General features: G+C 47.3%; 24 protein-coding genes and 5 tRNA genes. 21 read left to right on the top strand and 8 right to left on the bottom strand.

Annotated features, from left to right (window positions below):
- Positions 1 to 45 precede the first annotated feature (45 nt).
- The gene (locus tag B067_RS0112090) at positions 46 to 768 is read right to left on the bottom strand and encodes a UDP-2,3-diacylglucosamine diphosphatase (RefSeq protein ID WP_019530345.1); all 723 of its coding nucleotides are present in this window, start codon (positions 766 to 768) and stop codon (positions 46 to 48) included.
- A gap of 7 nt (positions 769 to 775) precedes the next feature.
- A complete protein-coding gene (locus tag B067_RS0112085; protein WP_019530344.1) occupies positions 776 to 1273 on the bottom strand; it encodes a peptidylprolyl isomerase in 498 nt (165 codons plus the stop codon).
- 169 nt (positions 1274 to 1442) lie between these two features.
- Here B067_RS0112085 and B067_RS0112080 point away from each other — a divergent pair, with 169 nt between their 5' ends.
- The 10 genes from B067_RS0112080 (at position 1443) to tusA (ending at position 7610) form a co-directional block, all read left to right on the top strand.
- The gene (locus B067_RS0112080; protein WP_019530343.1) at positions 1443 to 3113 is read left to right on the top strand and encodes a glutamine--tRNA ligase/YqeY domain fusion protein; all 1671 of its coding nucleotides are present in this window, start codon (positions 1443 to 1445) and stop codon (positions 3111 to 3113) included.
- An 89-nt stretch (positions 3114 to 3202) separates the two neighbouring features.
- Positions 3203 to 4615 (top strand): cysteine--tRNA ligase, encoded by a 1413-nt coding sequence (cysS, locus tag B067_RS0112075; protein ID WP_019530342.1) that lies wholly within the window; start codon positions 3203 to 3205, stop codon positions 4613 to 4615.
- A 177-nt stretch (positions 4616 to 4792) separates the two neighbouring features.
- Positions 4793 to 4869 (top strand) — tRNA-Pro (locus B067_RS0112065).
- 43 nt (positions 4870 to 4912) lie between these two features.
- Positions 4913 to 4988: transfer RNA gene (locus B067_RS0112060), tRNA-His, on the top strand.
- Between the two features lie 207 nt (positions 4989 to 5195).
- Positions 5196 to 5272: transfer RNA gene (locus B067_RS0112055), tRNA-Arg, on the top strand.
- 280 nt (positions 5273 to 5552) lie between these two features.
- A complete protein-coding gene (locus B067_RS0112050) occupies positions 5553 to 5984 on the top strand; it encodes a hypothetical protein (protein WP_026244613.1) in 432 nt (143 codons plus the stop codon).
- A gap of 20 nt (positions 5985 to 6004) precedes the next feature.
- Positions 6005 to 6217 carry a hypothetical protein gene (locus B067_RS20365; protein ID WP_035802005.1) on the top strand — a complete coding sequence of 71 codons (213 nt, stop codon included), beginning with the start codon at positions 6005 to 6007 and terminating at the stop codon, positions 6215 to 6217.
- Between the two features lie 39 nt (positions 6218 to 6256).
- Positions 6257 to 7075 carry a class I SAM-dependent methyltransferase gene (locus tag B067_RS0112040; protein ID WP_019530339.1) on the top strand — a complete coding sequence of 273 codons (819 nt, stop codon included), beginning with the start codon at positions 6257 to 6259 and terminating at the stop codon, positions 7073 to 7075.
- 1 nt (position 7076) lies between these two features.
- Complete coding sequence (locus B067_RS0112035; protein WP_019530338.1) at positions 7077 to 7295, top strand: YheU family protein; 219 nt, start codon at positions 7077 to 7079, stop codon at positions 7293 to 7295.
- A gap of 78 nt (positions 7296 to 7373) precedes the next feature.
- Entirely contained in the window at positions 7374 to 7610 is a 237-nt protein-coding gene (gene tusA / locus B067_RS0112030) for a sulfurtransferase TusA (protein WP_019530337.1), read from the top strand.
- 46 nt (positions 7611 to 7656) lie between these two features.
- On the opposite strand, the gene B067_RS0112025 is transcribed toward tusA, so the two are convergent.
- Complete coding sequence (locus B067_RS0112025) at positions 7657 to 8346, bottom strand: hypothetical protein (RefSeq protein WP_026244612.1); 690 nt, start codon at positions 8344 to 8346, stop codon at positions 7657 to 7659.
- 200 nt (positions 8347 to 8546) lie between these two features.
- Here B067_RS0112025 and B067_RS0112020 point away from each other — a divergent pair, with 200 nt between their 5' ends.
- From B067_RS0112020 to B067_RS0112010, 3 genes are read left to right on the top strand one after another with little or no spacing between them, the layout of a single operon-like run.
- The gene (locus B067_RS0112020) at positions 8547 to 9074 is read left to right on the top strand and encodes an elongation factor P hydroxylase (protein ID WP_019530335.1); all 528 of its coding nucleotides are present in this window, start codon (positions 8547 to 8549) and stop codon (positions 9072 to 9074) included.
- Between the two features lie 9 nt (positions 9075 to 9083).
- Entirely contained in the window at positions 9084 to 10232 is a 1149-nt protein-coding gene (locus tag B067_RS0112015; protein WP_019530334.1) for a 4-phosphoerythronate dehydrogenase, read from the top strand.
- Between the two features lie 4 nt (positions 10233 to 10236).
- Positions 10237 to 11154, top strand: coding sequence for a class I SAM-dependent methyltransferase (locus B067_RS0112010; RefSeq protein WP_019530333.1), 918 nt, complete (start codon positions 10237 to 10239; stop codon positions 11152 to 11154).
- 9 nt (positions 11155 to 11163) lie between these two features.
- Here B067_RS0112010 and B067_RS0112005 read toward each other — a convergent pair whose 3' ends face one another.
- On the bottom strand, positions 11164 to 11601 hold the full coding sequence (locus B067_RS0112005) for a hypothetical protein (protein ID WP_019530332.1): 438 nt from the start codon (positions 11599 to 11601) through the stop codon (positions 11164 to 11166).
- Between the two features lie 129 nt (positions 11602 to 11730).
- On the opposite strand from B067_RS0112005, the gene msrB reads away from it, so the two are divergent.
- Positions 11731 to 12129, top strand: coding sequence for a peptide-methionine (R)-S-oxide reductase MsrB (msrB, locus tag B067_RS0112000; RefSeq protein ID WP_019530331.1), 399 nt, complete (start codon positions 11731 to 11733; stop codon positions 12127 to 12129).
- The gene (locus B067_RS0111995; RefSeq protein ID WP_019530330.1) at positions 12130 to 12801 is read left to right on the top strand and encodes a DNA-3-methyladenine glycosylase I; all 672 of its coding nucleotides are present in this window, start codon (positions 12130 to 12132) and stop codon (positions 12799 to 12801) included.
- Between the two features lie 116 nt (positions 12802 to 12917).
- Here B067_RS0111995 and B067_RS0111990 read toward each other — a convergent pair whose 3' ends face one another.
- The gene (locus B067_RS0111990) at positions 12918 to 13679 is read right to left on the bottom strand and encodes a hypothetical protein (RefSeq protein WP_019530329.1); all 762 of its coding nucleotides are present in this window, start codon (positions 13677 to 13679) and stop codon (positions 12918 to 12920) included.
- Positions 13680 to 13863: 184 nt separating this feature from the next.
- On the opposite strand from B067_RS0111990, the gene B067_RS0111985 reads away from it, so the two are divergent.
- Both B067_RS0111985 and B067_RS0111980 read left to right on the top strand, forming a co-directional pair.
- Positions 13864 to 13939: transfer RNA gene (locus tag B067_RS0111985), tRNA-Glu, on the top strand.
- A 168-nt stretch (positions 13940 to 14107) separates the two neighbouring features.
- A tRNA-Gly gene (locus B067_RS0111980) sits at positions 14108 to 14182 on the top strand.
- A gap of 62 nt (positions 14183 to 14244) precedes the next feature.
- Here B067_RS0111980 and B067_RS21325 read toward each other — a convergent pair.
- Positions 14245 to 14637: a PA2817 family protein gene (locus B067_RS21325; protein ID WP_019530328.1), complete on the bottom strand. Its 393-nt coding sequence runs from the start codon at positions 14635 to 14637 to the stop codon at positions 14245 to 14247.
- A gap of 55 nt (positions 14638 to 14692) precedes the next feature.
- On the opposite strand from B067_RS21325, the gene B067_RS0111970 reads away from it, so the two are divergent.
- The 4 genes from B067_RS0111970 to B067_RS0111955 all read left to right on the top strand — a co-directional run bounded on the left by B067_RS0111970 (position 14693) and on the right by B067_RS0111955 (position 18809).
- Positions 14693 to 15613, top strand: coding sequence for an ABC transporter ATP-binding protein (locus tag B067_RS0111970; RefSeq protein WP_019530327.1), 921 nt, complete (start codon positions 14693 to 14695; stop codon positions 15611 to 15613).
- 44 nt (positions 15614 to 15657) lie between these two features.
- The gene (locus B067_RS0111965) at positions 15658 to 16431 is read left to right on the top strand and encodes an ABC transporter permease (protein ID WP_019530326.1); all 774 of its coding nucleotides are present in this window, start codon (positions 15658 to 15660) and stop codon (positions 16429 to 16431) included.
- Positions 16432 to 16458: 27 nt separating this feature from the next.
- Entirely contained in the window at positions 16459 to 17298 is an 840-nt protein-coding gene (queF, locus tag B067_RS0111960; protein WP_019530325.1) for an NADPH-dependent 7-cyano-7-deazaguanine reductase QueF, read from the top strand.
- Positions 17299 to 17471: 173 nt separating this feature from the next.
- A complete protein-coding gene (locus B067_RS0111955) occupies positions 17472 to 18809 on the top strand; it encodes a hypothetical protein (RefSeq protein WP_156820819.1) in 1338 nt (445 codons plus the stop codon).
- Positions 18810 to 19045: 236 nt separating this feature from the next.
- Here the strand turns inward: B067_RS0111955 and B067_RS0111950 are convergent, their stop codons facing one another.
- Both B067_RS0111950 and trmA read right to left on the bottom strand, forming a co-directional pair.
- Positions 19046 to 19333, bottom strand: coding sequence for a 4a-hydroxytetrahydrobiopterin dehydratase (locus tag B067_RS0111950; protein ID WP_019530323.1), 288 nt, complete (start codon positions 19331 to 19333; stop codon positions 19046 to 19048).
- Between the two features lie 22 nt (positions 19334 to 19355).
- Entirely contained in the window at positions 19356 to 20444 is a 1089-nt protein-coding gene (trmA, locus tag B067_RS0111945) for a tRNA (uridine(54)-C5)-methyltransferase TrmA (protein ID WP_019530322.1), read from the bottom strand.
- Positions 20445 to 20491: the final 47 nt, after the last annotated feature.

Here is a 20491-nt window from a genome sequence, read left to right as displayed (position 1 = left end):
TTACCCGCCATCACTGCATTTCAACTAAGTCTTAGCGGTCACATTTTATAGTGCGAACGATTGCAGGCTTAAACCTTGTGGCTGAGCTTCTAGTATCCAGGCCTTATTGCACCAATCCCCTAGTACAATACGTTCGGCGGTTTGGCCGTCAATGTCCATAGGGTGGCGCTCCGGCCTGTGAGTGTGGCCGTGGATTAGCCTGAGGCTTTGATGCTGGCGCATGATCTGCTCCACCTCGGCAGGGGTCACATCCATAATGTCGTCGGCCTTGAGGGCGTTCATGGATTGGCTTTGTTCGCGCAGCTGGGCGGCTAATGCGCGGCGTGCGGCCAAGGGTTGGCTGAGTAGCTGTTGTTGCCAGTCGGCAGAGCGGGCTTGCTGCCTAAAGGTCATGTACTCTGTATCCCTAGTACAAAGGCTGTCGCCATGCATCAGTAGGGTGGGCTGGCCGTAGAGGTCTATTAATATGGGGTCGGGCAGTAGGGTGGCGCCGGTTTGCTGGCAAAAGCTGTCGCCCAGTAAAAAGTCGCGGTTGCCATGCATGATATACAGGGCCGAGCCGCTAGTGCTAAAGCGCTTAAGGGCGCTGATAATTGTCTGTGCTAGAGAGGCGTCGTCGTCATCCCCCACCCACACTTCAAAGAAGTCACCCAAGATATACAGGGCATCGCAGTGGCCTGCCCATTGCTCTAGGTAGTGTAAAAACGCCCGGGTAACCGCCGGGCGCGTTTCATCTAAATGCAGATCGGAAATAAAATAGCTGCGCATAGCCTATTTATTCGCCAGTCCACTCAGCTGATTCGATGATGACGTCTTCAGCCGGTACGTCTTGGTGGCCGCCTTTGCTGCCAGTGGCTACCGCTTTGATTTTTTCAACCACATCTAAGCCGTCAGTGACCTTACCAAAGACGCAGTAACCCCAGCCCTGAGCGTTTTTGCCGCTGTGGTTGAGGAAGTCGTTATCTTTTATATTGATAAAAAACTGCGAGCTGGCTGAGTGAGGCTCATTGGTGCGGGCCATGGCGATGGTGCCGTTATCATTGCTCAGGCCGTTGTCGGCTTCGTTTTCTATGCAGTCGCGGGTTTCTTTTTGGCTCATGTCAGGCTCAAAACCGCCGCCTTGTATCATGAAGTTATTAATCACGCGGTGGAAAATAGTGCCGTTATAAAAGCCATCTTTAACGTACTGGGCAAAGTTTTCGGCGGTTTTAGGGGCCTTGTCAAAGTCCAGTGTCAGAGTGATGTCACCGTAATTAGTTTTAAGAATAACCATTTGATGTGCCTATATTGTTAAAACGTCAGAAGAAAGCCGGTATAATACGTCTTTTGCCTCGCCTGCGGAACCGCCTAAACGCTGGAAACATCGTAAACGGTCATCTTTTATAGTTTGCCGGCGAGCTGGTATTTTGACCACCCTAGACCTTTAACTGAGCAAGCCCTTAATGAGCGACACCGAAAAAGCCAAGCCCGTCAATTTTATCCGTGCCATTGCTGAACAAGATTTAGCCGAAGGTCGCGTTGCCAAAATCGTTACCCGCTTTCCTCCTGAGCCCAATGGCTACTTGCACATAGGTCACGCCAAGTCTATTTGTGTGAACTTTGGTATAGCAGAAGAGATGGGTGGTGAGTGCAACCTGCGTTTTGATGACACTAACCCGACTAAGGAAGAGCAGGAGTATATAGACGCCATTAAGGAGGACGTGCAGTGGTTGGGTTTTGAGTGGGCCGGTGAGGTGCGCTACGCTTCTAACTATTTTGATACCTTCTACCAGTGGGCGCTGCACCTGATTAAAGCGGGCAAGGCCTATGTGTGCCACCTAAGCCCAGAGCAGGCCAAAGAATATCGCGGTTGGGCTACCGAACCGGGTAAGCCTAGCCCTTACCGTGAGCGCAGCGTAGAAGAGAACTTAGCGCTGTTTGAAAAAATGCGCAGCGGTGACTGTGACGAGGGCGAGTGTGTATTGCGTGCCAATATCGATATGGCCTCACCCAATATGAATCTGCGCGACCCCATTTTGTATCGCATACGTAAGCAGACCCATCACCAAACCGGTGACAAGTGGTGCATTTACCCCAGCTATGACTTTGCCCACGGCCAAGAAGATGCCATAGAGGGGGTTACCCATTCTATCTGTACGCTGGAGTTTGCCGATCACCGCCCTTTATATGAGTGGCTAATTGACAGCTTGCCAGTACCTAGTAAACCGCGCCAATATGAGTTTGGTCGTTTAAATATTAATTACACGGTTACCAGTAAGCGTAAATTAAAACAGTTGGTAGACGAGGGCGTTGTTAACGGCTGGAACGACCCGCGCATGCCGACTATTTCGGGTATGCGTAGGCGCGGCTACAGTGCTACGGCGATACGTAATTTTTGTGACAGTTTAGCTGTGGCGAAAACGGATGGCGTGGTAGATATGGCGCAGCTAGAGTTTTTTATTCGCGACGACTTAAATAAAACAGCACCTAGATCTATGGCAGTGTTAAAACCTTTAAAGGTGGTGATAACAAATTACCCCGAAGAGAAGGTCGAATTATTAACCACGGCTATGCATCCCGAATTGGATATGGGCGAGAGAACGCTGCCGTTTACCCGAGAAATTTATATAGACCAAGATGACTTTAAAGAAGAGTACAGTAAAAAGTTTAAGAAAAAATTAACGCCAGGCAAGCGTATACGTTTACGTAATGCCTACGTCATAGAAGCCGATAGCTACGATAAAAACGAAGCCGGTGAAGTGATACAAATTAACGCTAGCTTAATTGCCGATACACTGGGTAAAAACCCTGCCGACGAAATTAACCCTAAAGGCGTAGTGCATTGGGTGTCGGCCAGCCACGGCAAGCAAGCGACTATACGTTTATATGATAGGCTTTTCACCGTAGCGTCACCCGATAAAGGCGAAGAAGATTTTCTCGCACACGTAAACGCTAATTCTTTAACGGTTATTGAAGGTTGCTGGATAGAGCCGGACTTGGCGAATGCCGCTAATGAGCAATGTTTTCAGTTTGAGCGTGAAGGCTATTTTGTGGCCGATCGCTACGAGCATACCGCAGCTAAGCCGATATTTAATATGACTATAGGTTTGCGTGATACTTGGTCTAACGATTAAGTTGGCAATACTTGAAATCAGTGTTTGAAAATAATGTTTGAAAGCAATGTTTGAAAATAAGACTTGAAGAAAAAACTGAAGATAACGTTATGAGTTTAAAAATTTACAATACCTTTACTCGCAGCAAAGAGGTTTTCACCCCCTTACACTCCGGTAAAATTAATATGTACGTCTGTGGCATGACGGTTTATGACTATTGCCACTTAGGCCACGCCCGTGTGTTAGTGGCTTTTGATGTCATTAGCCGTTACCTGCGCAATGCCGGTTACGAGGTAAACTATGTCCGCAATATTACCGACATAGATGATAAAATTTTAAATCGCGCCAATGAAAACGGTGAGCTCTATACCGACTTAACAGAGCGTTTTATAAGGTTAATGCACGAGGACGAAGCGAGATTGGGTGTGCAGTCACCCGATCAAGAGCCGCGAGCAACGGCGTACATCGCTGAAATTATTACTATGGTTAGCAGCCTGATTGAAAAAGGTTATGCCTATGCTGCGGATAATGGCGATGTCTATTATTCAGTGGCAAAGTTTGGGCCTTACGGGCAACTCAGCAATAAAAATCCCGATGAGTTATTAGCCGGTGCGCGCATCGATATAGAGCAGGCCAAGCAAGACCCCAGAGATTTTGCTTTGTGGAAATCGGCGCAAGCTGATGAAGTGCATTGGGATTCGCCTTGGGGTAAAGGTCGCCCCGGCTGGCATATAGAGTGCTCTGCTATGTCGACCTGCTGCTTGGGTAATACCTTCGATATACACGGTGGTGGCCCGGACTTACCGTTCCCTCATCACGAAAATGAAATTGCCCAATCGGAAGCGGCGACCGGTGAAAAATATGCACGCTACTGGATGCATGCCGGTGCGGTAAGAGTGAACGGCGAGAAGATGTCTAAATCACTGGGCAACTTTTTTACCATACGCGACATACTGGCTAAGTATCACCCCGAAGTGGTGCGTTATTTATTGATAGCCAGCCATTACCGCAGCGCCATTAACTACTCGGAAGAGAGTTTACAAACCGCTAAAACCGCATTGGATCGTTTTTATAAAGGGCTTAAAGGTTTTGAAAACGTAGAGCCTATGAATTTGGCAGCCTTACCTGAGCCGTCATCTTATATACAGCGCTTCCACGAGGCTATGCAGGACGACTTCAATACGCCGGTGGCGCTAGCGGTGATGTTTGACTTGGTGCGCGAGCTTAATACTGCGGTGAAAGAGGGTGATGAGCTTGCACAGCAAAAGCTTGCTACCGAGCTCAAAAGCTTAGGTGCCTTGTTAGGCTTGTTGCAATCCAAACCTGACGAATTTTTGCAAGCGGGCGGTGCCGACGAATTATCGGCCGAGGCTATAGAGGCTATAGAGGCTAAAATTCAACAGCGGGTAGAGGCTAAGGCCAGTAAAGACTATGCGCTGTCAGATAAAATCCGCGACGAGCTAAAAGAGCAGGGCGTTATTTTAGAGGATACCGGCGGTGTTACCGGTTGGCGCAGAGCCTAATAATAGGCCTAGCTTAAGTCTCTGAATTTATAAGCTTTTGTATGTGCGTCATGGAGTTGGTCGGGTTTTATACAGTCGTTAAAAAGGCCTATAAAAATTGGTTTTTAACATTGACGCAGCTAGGCTTGATCAGTATCATGCGCACCTCATCTGGCAGAGAGCTTGCCGGTGATATGTCGGGGTATAGCGCAGTCTGGTAGCGCGCCTGCTTTGGGAGCAGGATGTCGGGAGTTCGAATCTCTCTACCCCGACCATTTTTTTGCCTTATGTTATTGCATGCGGCCGTAGGTGTTTATGGTGGGCGTAGCTCAGTAGGTAGAGCGCAGGATTGTGATTCCTGTGGTCGCGGGTTCGATCCCCGTCGCTCACCCCATTTTTAAAAAGGCCTGTAGATAACTGCAGGCCTTTTTATTATGTATCGCTTTTTCAGTGATACATAAAGCGTTTCTGGCAGTGTCTGCTGCTTAAAGACTTATCGAGTTAGGTGTCCGAGTTAGATATCATGGCCCAGCTGGATAAGTTGTTGTGGCGATAGGTAGAGGCCTTAATAACAGGCTCTACTTATCGTTCAAAAGCTTATGCCTCGTTAGCTCAACTGGATAGAGCATCGCCCTTCTAAGGCGAGGGTTGCAGGTTCGAGTCCTGCACGGGGTACCATTTTTTATTTAAACCTTATGCTTTAGGTTTAATGTCTTTTTAATCAGTATTTCTTCTTGGTTTTTTGCTTAGTAACGTGAGTTTGTAGAAATCTCGCCCTAGGCGGTATATCCAGCCCCTGTCATCCCAAACAATATTGATATCCTCTCGCAGGTAGTGCTGCAACCGGCTTAAGTTGTAGCTAGTCCTATAAATGCAAGCTCCGTCGGCGCTACAGCTATCACGTATCTGCAAAATTGACTATGATAGCCATACCTATCAGCCAGTAGAGTCTAGCGTTATGCAGGAAGAGTCAGTCGTTTACGGTTGTATTAAAGATACCGTTTATTCGGATGAGTCCGGCCAGTTTCACTTACACAGAACCACTAACCAGCAGGTAATGCAGCAGCTACCCAGTATAGAAGACTGGCCCTTGCTGAGTCGCGAAATGTTTTCTATGCCTGAATTGGCAGCCGACCTAGAGGGTAGTAACACCAATGTGGTGCATTTTGGCACCTCTTATAAAGCGGTAGAGCATGAGTGGGAGCAGTGGATAGGTAAATTTGAGGCCATGTTAAAACAAATGTATTGGGTGAGTGCCACTGTGCACTTAGATACTGAGCTTAATGGCCGCCATACCTTTATTTGGGAGTCAGAAGACGAATATCATCTGCCTAATAGCGATGACTTGTCGGTGCGCTGCGAGTGGAGCCGAGAGTCTCTGATTTTTTAATCATTATTTAATGAGTTGTTATGATTTCTATTTTTAAATCCGGCCACAAGCGCACCATGTTCTTGGCCATACTGGCAACACTCACCTTTGTGGGGGCTGCTATTTTTATGTTTGATGTAGACAAAAAAGAACTGCTAGAGTTTTTTGTGATCTCTGTATTTGGCTTAGGTATTGTTATTTTGGCGGCCCTAGGTTTGACGGCCATTAGGATATTAATTCGCCGATTTTTTTAAATGCCTCATTTTTCAACCAGGATAAGCAAGGTGCTGACGATGAAAAAATTTCAGGTTGTTGGATTGTTAAGTTGTTTGCTGGCCAGTGCCTTGGCTAATAGCCAGCCTAGTGAGAATACCGTCCTGTGGCAGCAGGCTCTCACCGGCGAGCATCGCACACCAGCGTATATGCAGCGCGATCAGTATCGCCACCCCAAGGCTACGCTGACCTTTTTTGGTGTTAGCCCTAGCTCTACCGTGGTGGAAATTTGGCCCGGTGGCGGTTGGTATACCGAGATTTTAGCGCCGTTGCTGCGCGACCAAGGTATGTTGTATGCCGCACATTTTACTGCCGATTCAGAGGTTACTTTCTTTCGCAATAGCCGTCGTGATTTTGAGGCCAAGCTTAGCGCCAAGCCCGCTATCTATGACAAGGTGGTGACGACTAGTTTGATGCCGCCGGAACAGCTAAGTATTGCGCCAGCGGCTAGTGCCGATGCGGTATTAACTTTTCGCAATGTCCATAACTGGGTGAAGTCTGGCAGTGCCGAGGCGGTGTTTGTCGCTATGTATCAAGCGCTAAAGCCCGGAGGCGTATTAGGTGTGGTTGAGCACAGGGCTAAGCCGGGTACTAGCGAGGCCAACATGGCGGCTTCAGGCTATGTGACTGAGGCCAGAGTTAAGGCGTTAGCGCAGCAAGCGGGCTTCGTGTTTGTGGCTAGCAGCGAGCTTAATGCCAACTCTAAAGACAGTACCAGCCACCCCGCGGGAGTGTGGACCTTGCCGCCTTCGCTGCGCTTAGGTGATGAGCGGCAAGCGCATTACCTAGCTATAGGCGAGAGTGATCGTATGACCTTAAAATTCATTAAGCCGCAATAGTATGTCTGACGTTGTAGAGGTTCCCTATCAGCAGCTCTCTGAGCATGCCTTACAGGGCTTGATAGAAGAGTTTATCAATCGCGAAGGCACTGATTACGGTGCGCAGGAATACAGCCTAGAAGGCAAGGTTGCCCAAGTGCATCAGGCCCTGCAGGTCGGCAGGGCAGTGATCGTGTTTGATCCTGTGCTGGAGAGCTGCACGTTGTTGTCTAAAACTTAATGACTCGGGCTAATTCATGATTGGCGGTTGTTATTGCCAGTTATAACATGGGTCGTTGCGAGAAATAGGACATAGTGTATGTACGATGAGGCTGAGCTGCTGGATACCAGCGGCCTAATGTGCCCAGAGCCGGTAATGATGTTGCACGGTGCAGTGCGCGATTGTGCTGTGGGTGGCGTCATCAAGGTGATAGCCACCGACCCCTCTACCCAGCGTGATATCCCCAAATTTTGTAGTTTTTTAGGCCACGAGCTGCTGGAACAGCAGCAGTCGGATAAGTGCTATATCTACTGGATACGCAAGCAAGCGACTTAGCGTTGCTCTATGAGTCCATGGGTCTATTGGCGATGATGCCATAGGGTCAGGGGTCTAGCAGTAACGCTATGGCAGCCAAAGCATCTGGGTCTTCTGCTTTAATTTGATTGGCAATATGGTGCTGAAAAAAATAGCGAAAATCGGGGTTGTTAGAGGCCGGGTAAAGGCAGCGTGCGCCGGTTAATATAGGTGTTTCCTCAATTAAGTCTTCATTAATAATCATAGCCTCTAAATGGCCGTCGCCATACAGCCGCCAGCTCAGCACATCGGTGAGGACTAAGTGATTGGCACTGTGGCTATTAAGCATGGCGTGGGTGCCTATATTGTCGGGTATTTCCTGAATAACACTGTTGGGGTTGCCGTCTAGGCCGCCAAAATACTCGGCTGCGCTAGTTAGTTCTAAAACCTTGTGTTGGGGTGGCTCATCAAACATATCTTCCGTGGAGGGGTTGTAATAGCCTTGCCATTGGCCGTAGTACTCATCATTAAGCGCCGTACAGGAGGTTACCTTATCCATCCAAGGGATAATGGCGGTGACATCGCCATTGGCTTGCAGCGCCCAGCATAAGATTCTCATGCTGTAGTACTTGTGTTGATGGCTGTGTTTGTTGGAGTAGAGTATAGAGAGCTTGTCCGTTTCGGCAGCGAGACGTACCCAGCTATCTGACTTTTGAGCTTGCTGTTGAAAATCGGAAAGCTGTATCACATTACCGACTCTTGGCGCAGACGGTTTCATAAGCGACCCCCGTTTGTTGCCAGCACTATAGGCGATGCTTTCGCTATTAATGCTTAAGACTAAACCCAGTATAGTTAGTTCATAGCGGCTAGCCAGTACGGAAGCACTAATATTTACCTTTAGGCTGAGGCTGACCATGTCTAATAAATGGCTAATAACATGATAGAATAAGCTTTTTTTGTGGCGGTAGGCGTGGCGCGGTGTTAGCGGAGTTAATAGAATTATTTGATCGTTGCTTTTTTCAAAGCTGTAACACGCGCTTAGTGAAGGGCGGGGTAGAGCCTTTGTATAGCCCTGCCGATAAGTGTTGCGATTATCACCGCATTATATTTGCGCACGGTTTTTTTAGTAGTGCCTTACATGAAATAGCACACTGGTGTTTGGCTGGTGAGCAGCGACGCAAGCAAATAGACTACGGCTACTGGTATGCCGAAGATGGTCGCAGTGCCCAGCAGCAAACAATCTTTGAGGCTGTGGAGGTTAAACCGCAGGCTATAGAATGGATGTTTAGTGTAGCTAGCGCGCAAAAATTTTCACTAAGCGTGGATAATTTAAATGGCGAGTACACAGACCCGTTACCGTTTAAACAAGCAGTGTTAGCCCAGGTGAAAAAATATTGCGAACAGGGTCTACCGCAACGTGCAGCGCTATTTCAACAGCAGTTAATCGTGCACTTTAATCCAGCCTATCAACTCTCGGCTGATCACTTTTCTTTGGATAGGTTATAAAAAGCTATCGTGCTAACTATTGTTGCAGATGAAAACATCCCTTATGCGGATGAATATTTTTCTCATTTGGGTACTATCCAAAAAGTGAATGGCCGCAGCCTGTGTGCTGAGCAGGTCGCCAATGCCGATATAGTCTTGGTGCGTTCGGTAAGCCAAGTTGATGAGGCGCTGCTAAAAAATTCGACGGTGAAGTTTGTTGGCACCGCCACCATAGGTCTGGATCATTTAGATACTGCGTATTTAGAGAGTCAGCATATAGCTTGGGCTAATGCGCCAGCGTGCAATGCTCATTCCGTGGTTGATTATGTGTTTTCCTGCTTTAGTCAGTTTGACGGCCTGTGGCAAAAGTTATTGGCTGATAGTTGCGTGGGTATTATAGGCCTGGGCAATGTCGGTAGCCGTTTACAGCAGCGGCTTACGGCCTTAGGTGTTAGCACTAAAGCTTATGATCCTCTTTTATCTGATCCATCAGGTGATGCCTTATACCCACTAGCCGAAGTGTTGGCCTGCGATGTTATTTGCATGCATGCACCACTGACCACCAGCGGGCCTTACCCCAGCCGTCACATGATAGGGCTGGCCGAGTTACAGCAACTCAGGCCCGATGCGCTATTAATTAACGCTGGCAGAGGCGCGGTAATAGACAATCAGCAGTTATTCGCTTTTTTACAGCAGCGGCCTGAGCAGCGTGTCGTGTTAGATGTGTGGGAAAACGAACCGCAGATAGACTTGGATTTGCTGCCCTTTATTAACATCGCAACCCCGCACATAGCCGGCTATAGTCTAGACGGAAAACGTTTAGGCACGGCCATGGTGTATCAGGCTTGCTGCCAAGCTTTAGGCGTGCCCCAGCAATCGCTAAGCCAGAGTCAGGCTTTAATGCCTATTACTATACCTGCACGGTTATCGGCGGTAGCAGGGCTGAGCCATGCTATTAAACAGGTTTACGATGTCCGCGGCGATGATGGTCGCTTTCGCGAGGCTATGAGTAGCGCTGCAGGCGATGTGTCATTAGCGGCAAAACGTTTTGATGAGTTGCGTAAGTATTATCCCGAGCGTCGAGAGTTTTCCTGTTATCACATTGCCAATAGCGAGCAATTAAACCCACAATTACAGCGCTGCTTATTAGCCAGCGGTTTTACTTTGGCGGTAAGTTAATAAAATGGAAAGAGTTATAGCGGCTATCGCGCAAGGTTTAAGCGAGACTAATAAACAAGCGCCGCAGTCGCGGCGTTTGTTTCATGGCCGCGGCCATTGCTATCCAGGCTTGGAAGCCATTAATGTCGATTTTCATCCGGGCATACTACTGATTACCTTGTATCAAGCGCCGGCAGAGCAGGGTTACCAGCAGCTGGTGGATTATCTTGTCGGTGAGCCTAATGATTTGTGTGTGGTGGTACAGCGCCGCTATCTGGCCCAGTCGCCCTCTGAAATAATAAAAGGCGTGTTGCCTGAGGATTGCTATGCGGCTACCGATGATATGCGCTTTGCGCTGAATATCGCGGGCAATCAAAATATTGGTTATTTTTTGGATATGCAAACCATTCATCAATGGTTGCGTGATCATGCGCAGGGAGTATCGGTGCTGAACTTATTTTCGTATACCTGCGCTTTTTCGGTGGCGGCGTTAAAAGGTGGTGCCCGTGCCGTGGTGAATGTGGATATGAGTAGCGGTGTGCTAAAAACCGGCCAAAAAAATCATCAGCTCAATAACTTAGACAGCCGTGCCAGTCGTTTTATGAAATTGGATATACTTAAATCTTGGGGCCGTATTAAAAAGCCCGCACCCTATGACTTAGTGGTCATCGATCCGCCCAGTAATCAACGTGGCAGTTTTGTGGCCGAACAGGATTATGGCAAGGTGTTGCGGCGTATTCCACAGTTATTGGGCGAGCAGGGGCAGGTGTTGGCTTGTTTAAATGCACCGCATTTGGCTACTGACTTTTTGCTGGAGTTAATGGCGCAGGAGTGCCCCGGTTGCACGTTGCTACAGCGCTTTGCGGCCTCGGAAGATTTCCCTGAGGCTGACCCGAATTGCTCATTAAAAGTGATGCTCTTTAGTTATCAGCGCCAGCCTTAACTAATAATCTTAGGCAAGCAGGGCGGAGACTTGCTGCTCTATTAAAATAGAGGAGCCGCTGGCCAAGGCTTTGCGTAGCAAATTAATATTGCGATGGGATTCCCTCATAACAGAGGCGGGTAGTTCATCGTCCTGCTCTGTTATGGTCATTGCTGAGCTACTAGTGCGAGTGGATAATAGAAGAAAGCCTTTTTCGCTGAGCACGGCTTGGTCTAAGGCCTCTTGCTTAATACAGCTGCTGTAGAGTATATAGCCGCTGTCAGCCAGCCACAGCATGGCGCTTAAGGCCGATAAATAGCGCTCGCTGTAGAGGCCAAATTCATCTTGCTCTACTGAGCCGCTAATTTCGTCGACATACAACACCGTTTTATTGGGGAAACTGTTATAAAGATGGATAAAAATTTTAGCGACATCTTTGTAAAAATCATCAATATGTAAGTCAGTCATAGCAATTATCGTTAGTGCTTAGTCGAGGTGCGGCTAAGCTGTTGGTTGCGGTGGCAATAGTTTACCCTAAATACAATAGCGTCTTAATAGGGCTGCTTTGATTAAAGAGCATAAAAGGAGGGTTAGGTCATGACCAAGATAACTAAGAGTGAGCAGCAGTGGCGCGAGCAGTTGAGCGAGCAAGACTTTGCAATATGCCGCCTGAAAGGCACGGAGCGTGCCTTTACTGGCGAATATAACGATAACAAGGCGCAAGGTATCTACCGCTGCAAGTGCTGTGGTGAGCCTTTGTTTATCTCATCCAGCAAGTATGACTCAGGTTCAGGCTGGCCCAGCTTTTACCAGCCAGTAGCTAGCGAGCAGGTTTTGGAAGATCGCGATACCAGCCATGGCATGTTGCGGGTAGAGGTGATGTGCAAAGCTTGTGAGGCGCATTTAGGCCATGTCTTTACTGATGGCCCCGAACCTACTGGCCTGCGTTATTGTGTTAATTCTGCTTCTTTACGTTTTGAGCCGCAGGACGAATAAATGCGCGATTTTGACGATATTTATCAACAGGTGCTTAAACGTTTTGGCAGTGACAAGGCGCTACAGGCTTTTTTAATCGAGCCTTTATCCGAACAAGAATTAATCGCTGCCGATGATAAGTTTTATTTGTCGACTATGAGCAGGCGAATTTTTAGAGCGGGCTTAAAGCACAGCCTAGTGGATGCCAAATGGCCAGCGTTTGAGCAGGCCTTTTTTAATTTCTCACCCCTGCGCGTCGCTATGATGAGCGACGAAGAGCTGGATGTACTGATGGGGAATAAGGCCATTATTCGGCACTGGGGTAAAATTAAAGCGGTGCGGGTTAATGCCGGGCTGGTTTATGAGCTTTCCGAGCAGCACCAAGGCTTCGGCCGCTGGTTGGCGCAGTGGCCAGTAGACGATATTGTAGGCTTGTGGCTGTTGTTAAAAAAACAGGGTGCACAGCTGGGCGGTAATTCATCCCCTTCATTTTTACGTATGGTGGGCAAAGATACCTTTGTGCTATCAGCCGATGTGATTGCAGCGTTGATTTCGCAAGATATAGTCGATAAAACGCCTACTAGTCAAAAAGACTTACGCAGTGTGCAGCAGGCTTTTAATAGTTGGCGGCAGCAGAGTGGCTGGCCGCTGTGTAAGCTAAGTCGTTTGTTAGCTATGACGGTGAATTATTAGGGGGAGTCGCTAGGGTGTAGTCGCTAGTCGCTAGTAAAAAAGCGCTGGACACCGGGCCTGCACCGGTGTGACGATTTTGTAGACTGTAGACTGTAGACTGTAGACTGTAGACTGACTCAGTCATAAATCGCATTTTTCTTCCAGGTGGCGTCATCTTCGGTGGCGTTGTCCCATTCTTCTGCCACTTCTTGCATATGCTCGTCTTGAGTTAAGGCTTGTTGCTCTAGCTCAGTGATTTGTTGTTTGTAGGCGGCTATTTGTTCTACATATTGGCCGCTGCCATTTTCTTTAGTGAGCTTGTCGATAATCATGTGTATGTAATGTATGGCTAAGCGGGGTTTTTTCCTGCTTACCGCATCGTTCACACCGCTAATTAATACATCTAAGCTGGTGCGGATAATGAGGTTACGTACTTGTTGGGCATAGGCCTTGGCTTGTTCGTTGGATAATTGTTTGCTTTTGTTGAGCTTACCTATAAAGCCGTGCAGGCTTTTTAGCAATTTTTGTATTTCTTTGATTTGTGCAGGGTCAGTTAATTGCACCGCCGTGTTGTTATCAGGCTGATTTTTAATGGTCTGTACTTGCTGGTCCACCGTATTCAAATTTTTGCTGTAGGTGGTGTTTTTAGGGGCCACTGATTTGAGCTGTTTATAAACCTCTAGCAGGCACTGGCAAACGAGTAGGCGCAGGTCTTTGTTTAAAAAGCCTTCGGGGAAGCCCTCTAGCATATGTTGGAAGTTACGAGCCCGGCTTTTTAGCGCCGCTTCTAGGCGGCGTTTTTCTTTATTATTTTTTTCTATGGTCTGCATCATAATAGCGACGGCGACCAGTACGGCCAACAGTATCGCTACAAGACCAATGATAATCGTGGTGGACATAAGGTTCTCACAAGGGTGAACTAATGTTGCTTCTGGTTCTTCATTGTTAGTTTAGCGCCTTTTGCTTACTATTTAAGCCTCTAATTTCAAAATGTGAGGTTTTTTTTCATCTGCTCTTGACCTTTAGCCCCAACATCCATAATATGCGCGCCTCTTCAGCAGCAATGCTGGGATTGCTTACTTAGTCCCCATCGTCTAGAGGCCTAGGACACCGCCCTTTCACGGCGGTAACAGGGGTTCGAACCCCCTTGGGGACGCCATTTTAAGCTTGTAAAATTAGTTGCTTACCAGCGTTTTTAGATTTTGCAGGCAATCTTGCATAGCGTTATTATGCAGGTCAAAGAAGTCAGGACAACATGCAACACCTCTTTAAGAGCTGTTGCTGTAAGTACAGACCTAGGGGAGTCCTGCGTACCCCTAGACCTTTTGCGGATGTAGCTCAGTGGTAGAGCATCTCGTTGCCAACGAGAATGTCGTCGGTTCGACCCCGATCATCCGCTCCATTTTTACTTCTCTATGTCAGATATCCCTTTAGCGCTACTTAGTTGCGCTCTTAGCTACAGCATTAGTGCAGCTTTAATACCTGTGCTTTAGCTTCTTGGAAGCTCAGTGGTGTATCATTGTCGTGAGCTTCATGTAGTAGTTCATCTATACGCTGATAGTCGCTAAGCTCGTCATCACCCAGATAGTGCATGCAGTTGCCGCCTAATAGCCACAAAATATCGCGGTTTAGTGCGGGTGTCAGCATGGGGTAATTGGCGATAATATTCTCTATTAGTCGTTGGCCTTTTTCATAGAGAGCTTCGTCGTTTAAGCTATTGTTAGCCAGTTGTTCTAAGTTGTTAATGAAGTTTTGCTCGCTCTCACTGAGCTCATCATTACAAAAGGGCGGTAGTACGGCACAGTATTTATAGAGTGTGCTAAATAAATTTTTTATAATTAAGCTATTTTCTGGCATAAAGAGTGTCCACGTTTAGCAGGGCGCTGGTATTTTAAAGAGTGAATAAATTGATATGACTTTGGCGCTAAGCATCAAGCAATTAAGCAAGACCTATAATAATGGCTTTCAGGCCTTAAAGGGAATTGATTTCGAGGTAAAGCAGGGCGATTTCTTTGCATTGCTAGGTCCCAATGGTGCAGGTAAATCGACTACCATAGGCATTATTTGTTCACTGGTTAATAAAACTGCAGGGCAGGTTGAGGTGTTTGGGCACGACATTGATCATGATTTCCCCATGGCCAAAAAGCAACTAGGGGTAGTGCCGCAGGAGTTTAATTTTAATAACTTTGATAAACCTTTGGATATATTAATTCATCAGGCCGGTTATTACGGTATTCCCCGAAAAAAGGCGCTAGAGCGCAGTGAGTTTTATCTTAAGAAGTTAGGGCTTTGGGATAAGCGTGATACCCCTTCCCGCACCCTTTCTGGCGGCATGAAGCGTCGGTTAATGATAGCCAGAGCCTTAATTCATGAGCCTAAACTGCTTATTTTAGATGAACCCACCGCTGGGGTTGATATAGAAATGCGCCGCTCTATGTGGACCTTTTTGCAAGAGCTTAACGCTCAGGGCACCACTATTATTTTGACCACCCATTATTTGGAAGAGGCCGAAAGCCTCTGTAAAAATATTGCTATTATCAATCACGGGGTAATTGCGGAAAACACCAGTATGCGCACCCTGTTACAGACACTACATAAAATGGTGTTTGTTATAGATGTTAAAGCGCCGCTGCAGCACGCGCCTAAGCTGGTCGGGTTTGACTGTGTATTGGTTGATAGCCAGTGTATAGAGGTGGAAGTACAGCAGTCACAGTCCTTGAACGCCTTGTTTGCCCAGTTAAACGAACAGCAGATAGAAGTATCGAGCTTGCGTAATAAAACCAATCGCTTAGAAGAGTTGTTTGTTGATTTGGTTAATAAACCTGCAGCCTAGCGGCGCAAATATTGACGAATACCGAAATTAGAGAAAGAGAGAGTATGAATTTTACCGAGCAGTGGATAGCGTTTAGCACCATATTAGGCCGTGAAATTAAGCGCTTTATGCGTATCTGGCTACAAACTTTATTGCCGCCGGTGATTACCATTACGCTGTATTTTATTATTTTCGGCAATTTAATTGGCGGCCGTATAGGCGAGATGGGCGGCTATAGCTATATGGAGTTTGTCGTGCCCGGCTTGATTATGATGGCGGTGATTACCAACTCTTATTCTAATGTGGTGTCGTCATTTTACGGTGCTAAATTTCAACGTTTTGTGGAAGAACTGTTGGTATCACCCACGCCTAATTATATTGTGCTATGGGGGGTAGTGATGGGCGGGGTATGCCGAGGCCTGCTGGTCGGGCTGGTGGTGACGCTAGTGGCCACCTTTTTTACCGACTTACGTGTGGATAGCCCGCTGTTGACGATTATTATCGTGTTAATGACCGCTATACTGTTTTCATTGGCAGGATTTATCAATGCAATTTTTGCTAATAGCTTTGATGATATTTCAATAGTGCCTACGTTTATATTGACGCCTTTAATCTATTTGGGCGGGGTATTTTACTCTACCGAATTATTGCCCGAGTTTTGGGCTGGGGTGAGTCAGCTCAACCCTATGTTATACATCGTGAACGCCTTTAGACATGGTGTTTTAGGTGCGTCAGATATTAATATTAGCGTGGCCTTAATGATAGTCGCCGGTTTTACCGTGTTGGCTTATGCTTATGCCATGCATTTACTGAATAGTGGTAAACGTTTGCGCCAGTAGTGGTTAATTAATAGCTAGAGATGAAAGATGAAGTTTGAAGAAGGACTATCCCTGGGTGCTGAGGTTGAGTATGTTAGCGACTATTCGCCCCAGTTATTGTTCCCCATATCACGGCAGCAGACCCGTGAGAATTTGGGTATAGATAATAATCGGCTGCCGTTTAAGGGCGAAGATATATGGAATGCCTATGAGCTTTCGTGGCTAAACCCTAAAGGTTTACCACAGGTGGGGGTAGCCGCTTGTTACTTTCCCTGTGATTCTGTTGCCATCATAGAGTCAAAATCTTTTAAGCTGTACCTCAACTCTTTTAATCAATCCACGTTTACCAGCCTGCAGCAGGTGCAAGCCTGTATGGCTGAGGACCTGTCTAAAGCTTGTGGTGGCGAGGTGAGGGTGGAGTTGTTGTCACCCCAGCAATGGCATTTCAGTCAAGCTGACCCTTATCCTGACCCTGCGCTTGCGTGGGTCACTATCGATCAGCAGGATATTAGCACCAGTGCTTACCATACCGATAAATCCTTGTTGATTGCGGGTACTGGTGAGCAGGTAGAGGAGCATCTACAAAGCCACTTATTGCGCTCGTTGTGCCCAGTAACCGGCCAGCCCGACTGGGGTAGTCTGCAAATCAGCTACCGTGGTCAGCAAATCAATCACCAAGGCTTGCTGCGCTATATCGTCAGCTTCCGCGAGCATCAGGAGTTTCACGAACAGTGTGTGGAGCGTATATTTACCGATTTGATGGCCAGCTACCTATTGGACGAGCTGAGTGTGTATGCCCGCTATGTACGTCGAGGCGGCTTGGATATTAACCCTTATCGCAGTACTGCCGATAAACCCATAGCAAATACCCGGCTTTTTAGGCAGTAACGCTAATAATTGGATTATTTTAGCCCTCTTGGGCCAGGGTGGCAGTTTGGCTATAGCCAAAAAAGCCTATCTATACCATACTCTTGCAAAGAATAAATCGGTAACAATCATAGAGTTAGCGTGATTCTTATCAATAATAATTTAATCCCCCCCGAACATAGTCGGATATTTAGATGCCAGAATCGAATGTAGCCTTATATATGGCCAGTGAGCTAGCCGCGCTGTTGCTGGTAGTGACCATTTTTTTGTTGGTGCATGTAGGCAAGTTAAAAAAGCTGATAGGTAAATTTGAAGAGAAGGTCCAAGACCTACGCCAATCGGTAGCTAGCGCTAAGAAAGGTGCTGCCGAATTGGCCGCAAAACTCATTGAAGCGCAAAAAATAAAACCCAAAGCGTATATGGATTATCTGGATGCGCAGATAGAAGATACCCGCGAACACCACAGTAGCCTTAACCCCGACCGCGATATAGTGCTAGATATTAGTGCTGATTCGCCACTGGACCGTCAGGCAGCAGCTTTGCGTCATGCGTTTCTTATCGCCGAGAAAGAGGCTGATTATTCGGGCGAGGGGGATAGCTCTGACTGGCAGGTGCTGCAAAGCAAGTTCCAGCAAATTATACAGTTTTACGAACAGGCAGCTGAACCTGAGCAGCCGCCGCAAGCAGACACTAGTGCTGGCAATGAAGAAGAAGTCCTCAACCTTAAAAAACGTATAGAGAACTTAGAGCGCTTCAAAAAATTATTTTTTGATATGGAGTCTAAGTGGAGCTCGGCGAAGAAAGAGGCGCAAAGCTATCAAGAGCAATTACTGGCCATGGGTACAGAGTTGGGAGCAGGTGGGGAGTTTGAAGGCCTGCTCAACAAATATGCCAACAGCTATGGCCAAATCGATAGCATGATAGAGCAGGGCGGTGGCGGAAGAACTACTGCTGACGTTGATGCCCGCACCACCGGTGATAATCGTACCATTATCGCCAATCAAGAGGAGATGATACGGCTACGTAATATGGCGGTTGATCAGCATAAAGTTATTACCGGCTTGCAAAGCCAGCTGGCTGGTGCCTCATCCCCAGAAGAGCAGCAGGCGGTTATGGATGGCTTGTGTGAGCAGCTAGAACGTCAAGATCGCTTTATGAAAGAGGCGGAAACTTGTGCTCAGGTATTAGAAGATGAGCTCAATCGTATGATGGATGAGAATCAGGGCCTACGTGCGGCTGCGGAGAAAGGTGGCTCTAGTGAGGATCTTCAGCAGCTGGAAAGTTTAGTGGCCGAGCTCACCGACAGCAGTCGCGATATGCTAAAAACCATCGCTGCGCTGGAAGATGAAAACAACTTGTTGCAACAGAAAATTGTCGATGTTGCCGCAGGCGCTGCTGCCTCCGCTGGTGGTGCTGAAGTCGAATCCTTAAATATAAAGCTGCAAGAAACTCAGCAGGAATTACTTAACCTACAGACCCAGCATATAGAATTAGAAGAGCGTTATTTAGAATTGAAAATGGAAAGTATGTAGGGGGGGCAGTCGCTAGTCGCTAGTGAAGAGTCGCTAGAAAAAGCCAGTCCGGTTTGGGCTGGCTTTTTTATTTGTGAAAAGTTTATTGCTTACGGTTGACAGAAAAACATGCGGCGTCAAAATTTTTACTAGCGACTAGCGACTAGCGACTAGCGACTAGCGACTAGCGACTAGCGACTAGCGACTAGCGACTAGCGACTAGCGACTAGCGACTAGCGACTAGCGACTAGCGACTGTCATCCAATTAGCCTTTCTATATGTTTCAGCAGTGCAAAGTCGCGCTCACTCACACCATCCACTTCATGGGTGGTTAAAAATATATCTACGGTGCGATAGACATTGGCCCACTCAGGGTGGTGATTGGCTTTTTCGGCCAGTATGGCAATTTGGGTGATAAATCCCATGGCGTGTACGAAGTCTTCAAACGTTAAACGTCGGTAGAGTTTGCCGTCCTGTAGTTGCCAATTGGGATAGGCGTTTAATTGTTCTAAGATTTGCTCGTCGCTCAGTTTACTAATGGTCATGGCTTTTATCCTGTGTTTTTATTTAGCGTTTGACTAAGACTAGGCCACTTTCTATGTGATCGGTATAAGGGAACTGATCAAAAATGGCGAACTGCGCTATATCGTGAGTGAGGCTAAGCTGTTTTATATTGTCGTGCAGAGTGTTGGGGTTGCAGGAAATATAAATAATGCGCGAGTACTGGCTAATCAGTTTAATGGTGTTGTCATCCAGGCCCGCCCTAGGTGGATCGACTAACACGGTGCTGATATTGTAACTGGTCAGGTCTATATCCGCTAAGCGACGGTATTCACGCTCTCCCATTAAGGCGCTGGAAAATTCCTCGCTGGACATGCGGGCAATTTTTATATTGCTGATGTTGTTGAGTTTAAAATTATACTCCGCTGAGCGCACTGAGGTTTTGGCGATTTCTGTGGCCAGCACCTTGTCAAAGTTTTGTGCCAGCACGGCGGTAAAATTACCGTTGCCGCAGTATAGCTCCAGTAAGTCTCCAGGGCTGTTTTGGCTGTGCTGCAGCGCCCAGCCCAACATTTTTTCATTCACTTTCGCGTTGGGCTGGGTAAAGCCGCTTTCCACCTGTTGAAAGTGAAAGCGTTGGCCGCTCACGTCTAAGGTTTCAGTGACGTAGTCATCTTTTAATACCAGCTTTTGTTTTTTGCTGCGGCCTATAATGCCGGCGCCCAATTGCTGCTGTAAAAGCTCGGCGGCGCTTTGCCAGGCTTCATCTAGCTTTTTATGGTAAATCAGAGTGATTAAGGATTGGCCGCTGAGGGTGGTTAAAAATTCAACTTGAAATAGGCGCTTGCGTAGCAGCGGCTCCGCTTTGATGGCAGCCATTAGCTCTGGCATCAGCTGGTTAATGGTTTTAGAGCCTATGGGGAAGTCACTAATAAACTGCGGCTGTTTGGGTGTTTCTTTTTTAAACATCGCATAGTGGCTATGCTCGCCTTTATGCCAAATTTTAAATTCGGCGCGCATTCTAAAGTGCAGCGGTGGCGAGGGGTAAACCTCTAAGGCTGGCGGAGTAAATTCGCTGAATAATTGGCTGACGCGCTGGGCTTTGGCGTCCAGCTGCTGTTGATAGTGGTCGGGATTTATATTGCTAAGAGGCATGGGCAGATCACGGTAAGAGAGCAAGGTAAGAAAGCAGGGTAATAAAA

This window comes from Dasania marina DSM 21967, from assembly GCF_000373485.1.
Lineage (GTDB): Bacteria > Pseudomonadota > Gammaproteobacteria > Pseudomonadales > Dasaniaceae > Dasania > Dasania marina.
This window is presented reverse-complemented; position numbering and strand designations above follow the sequence as displayed.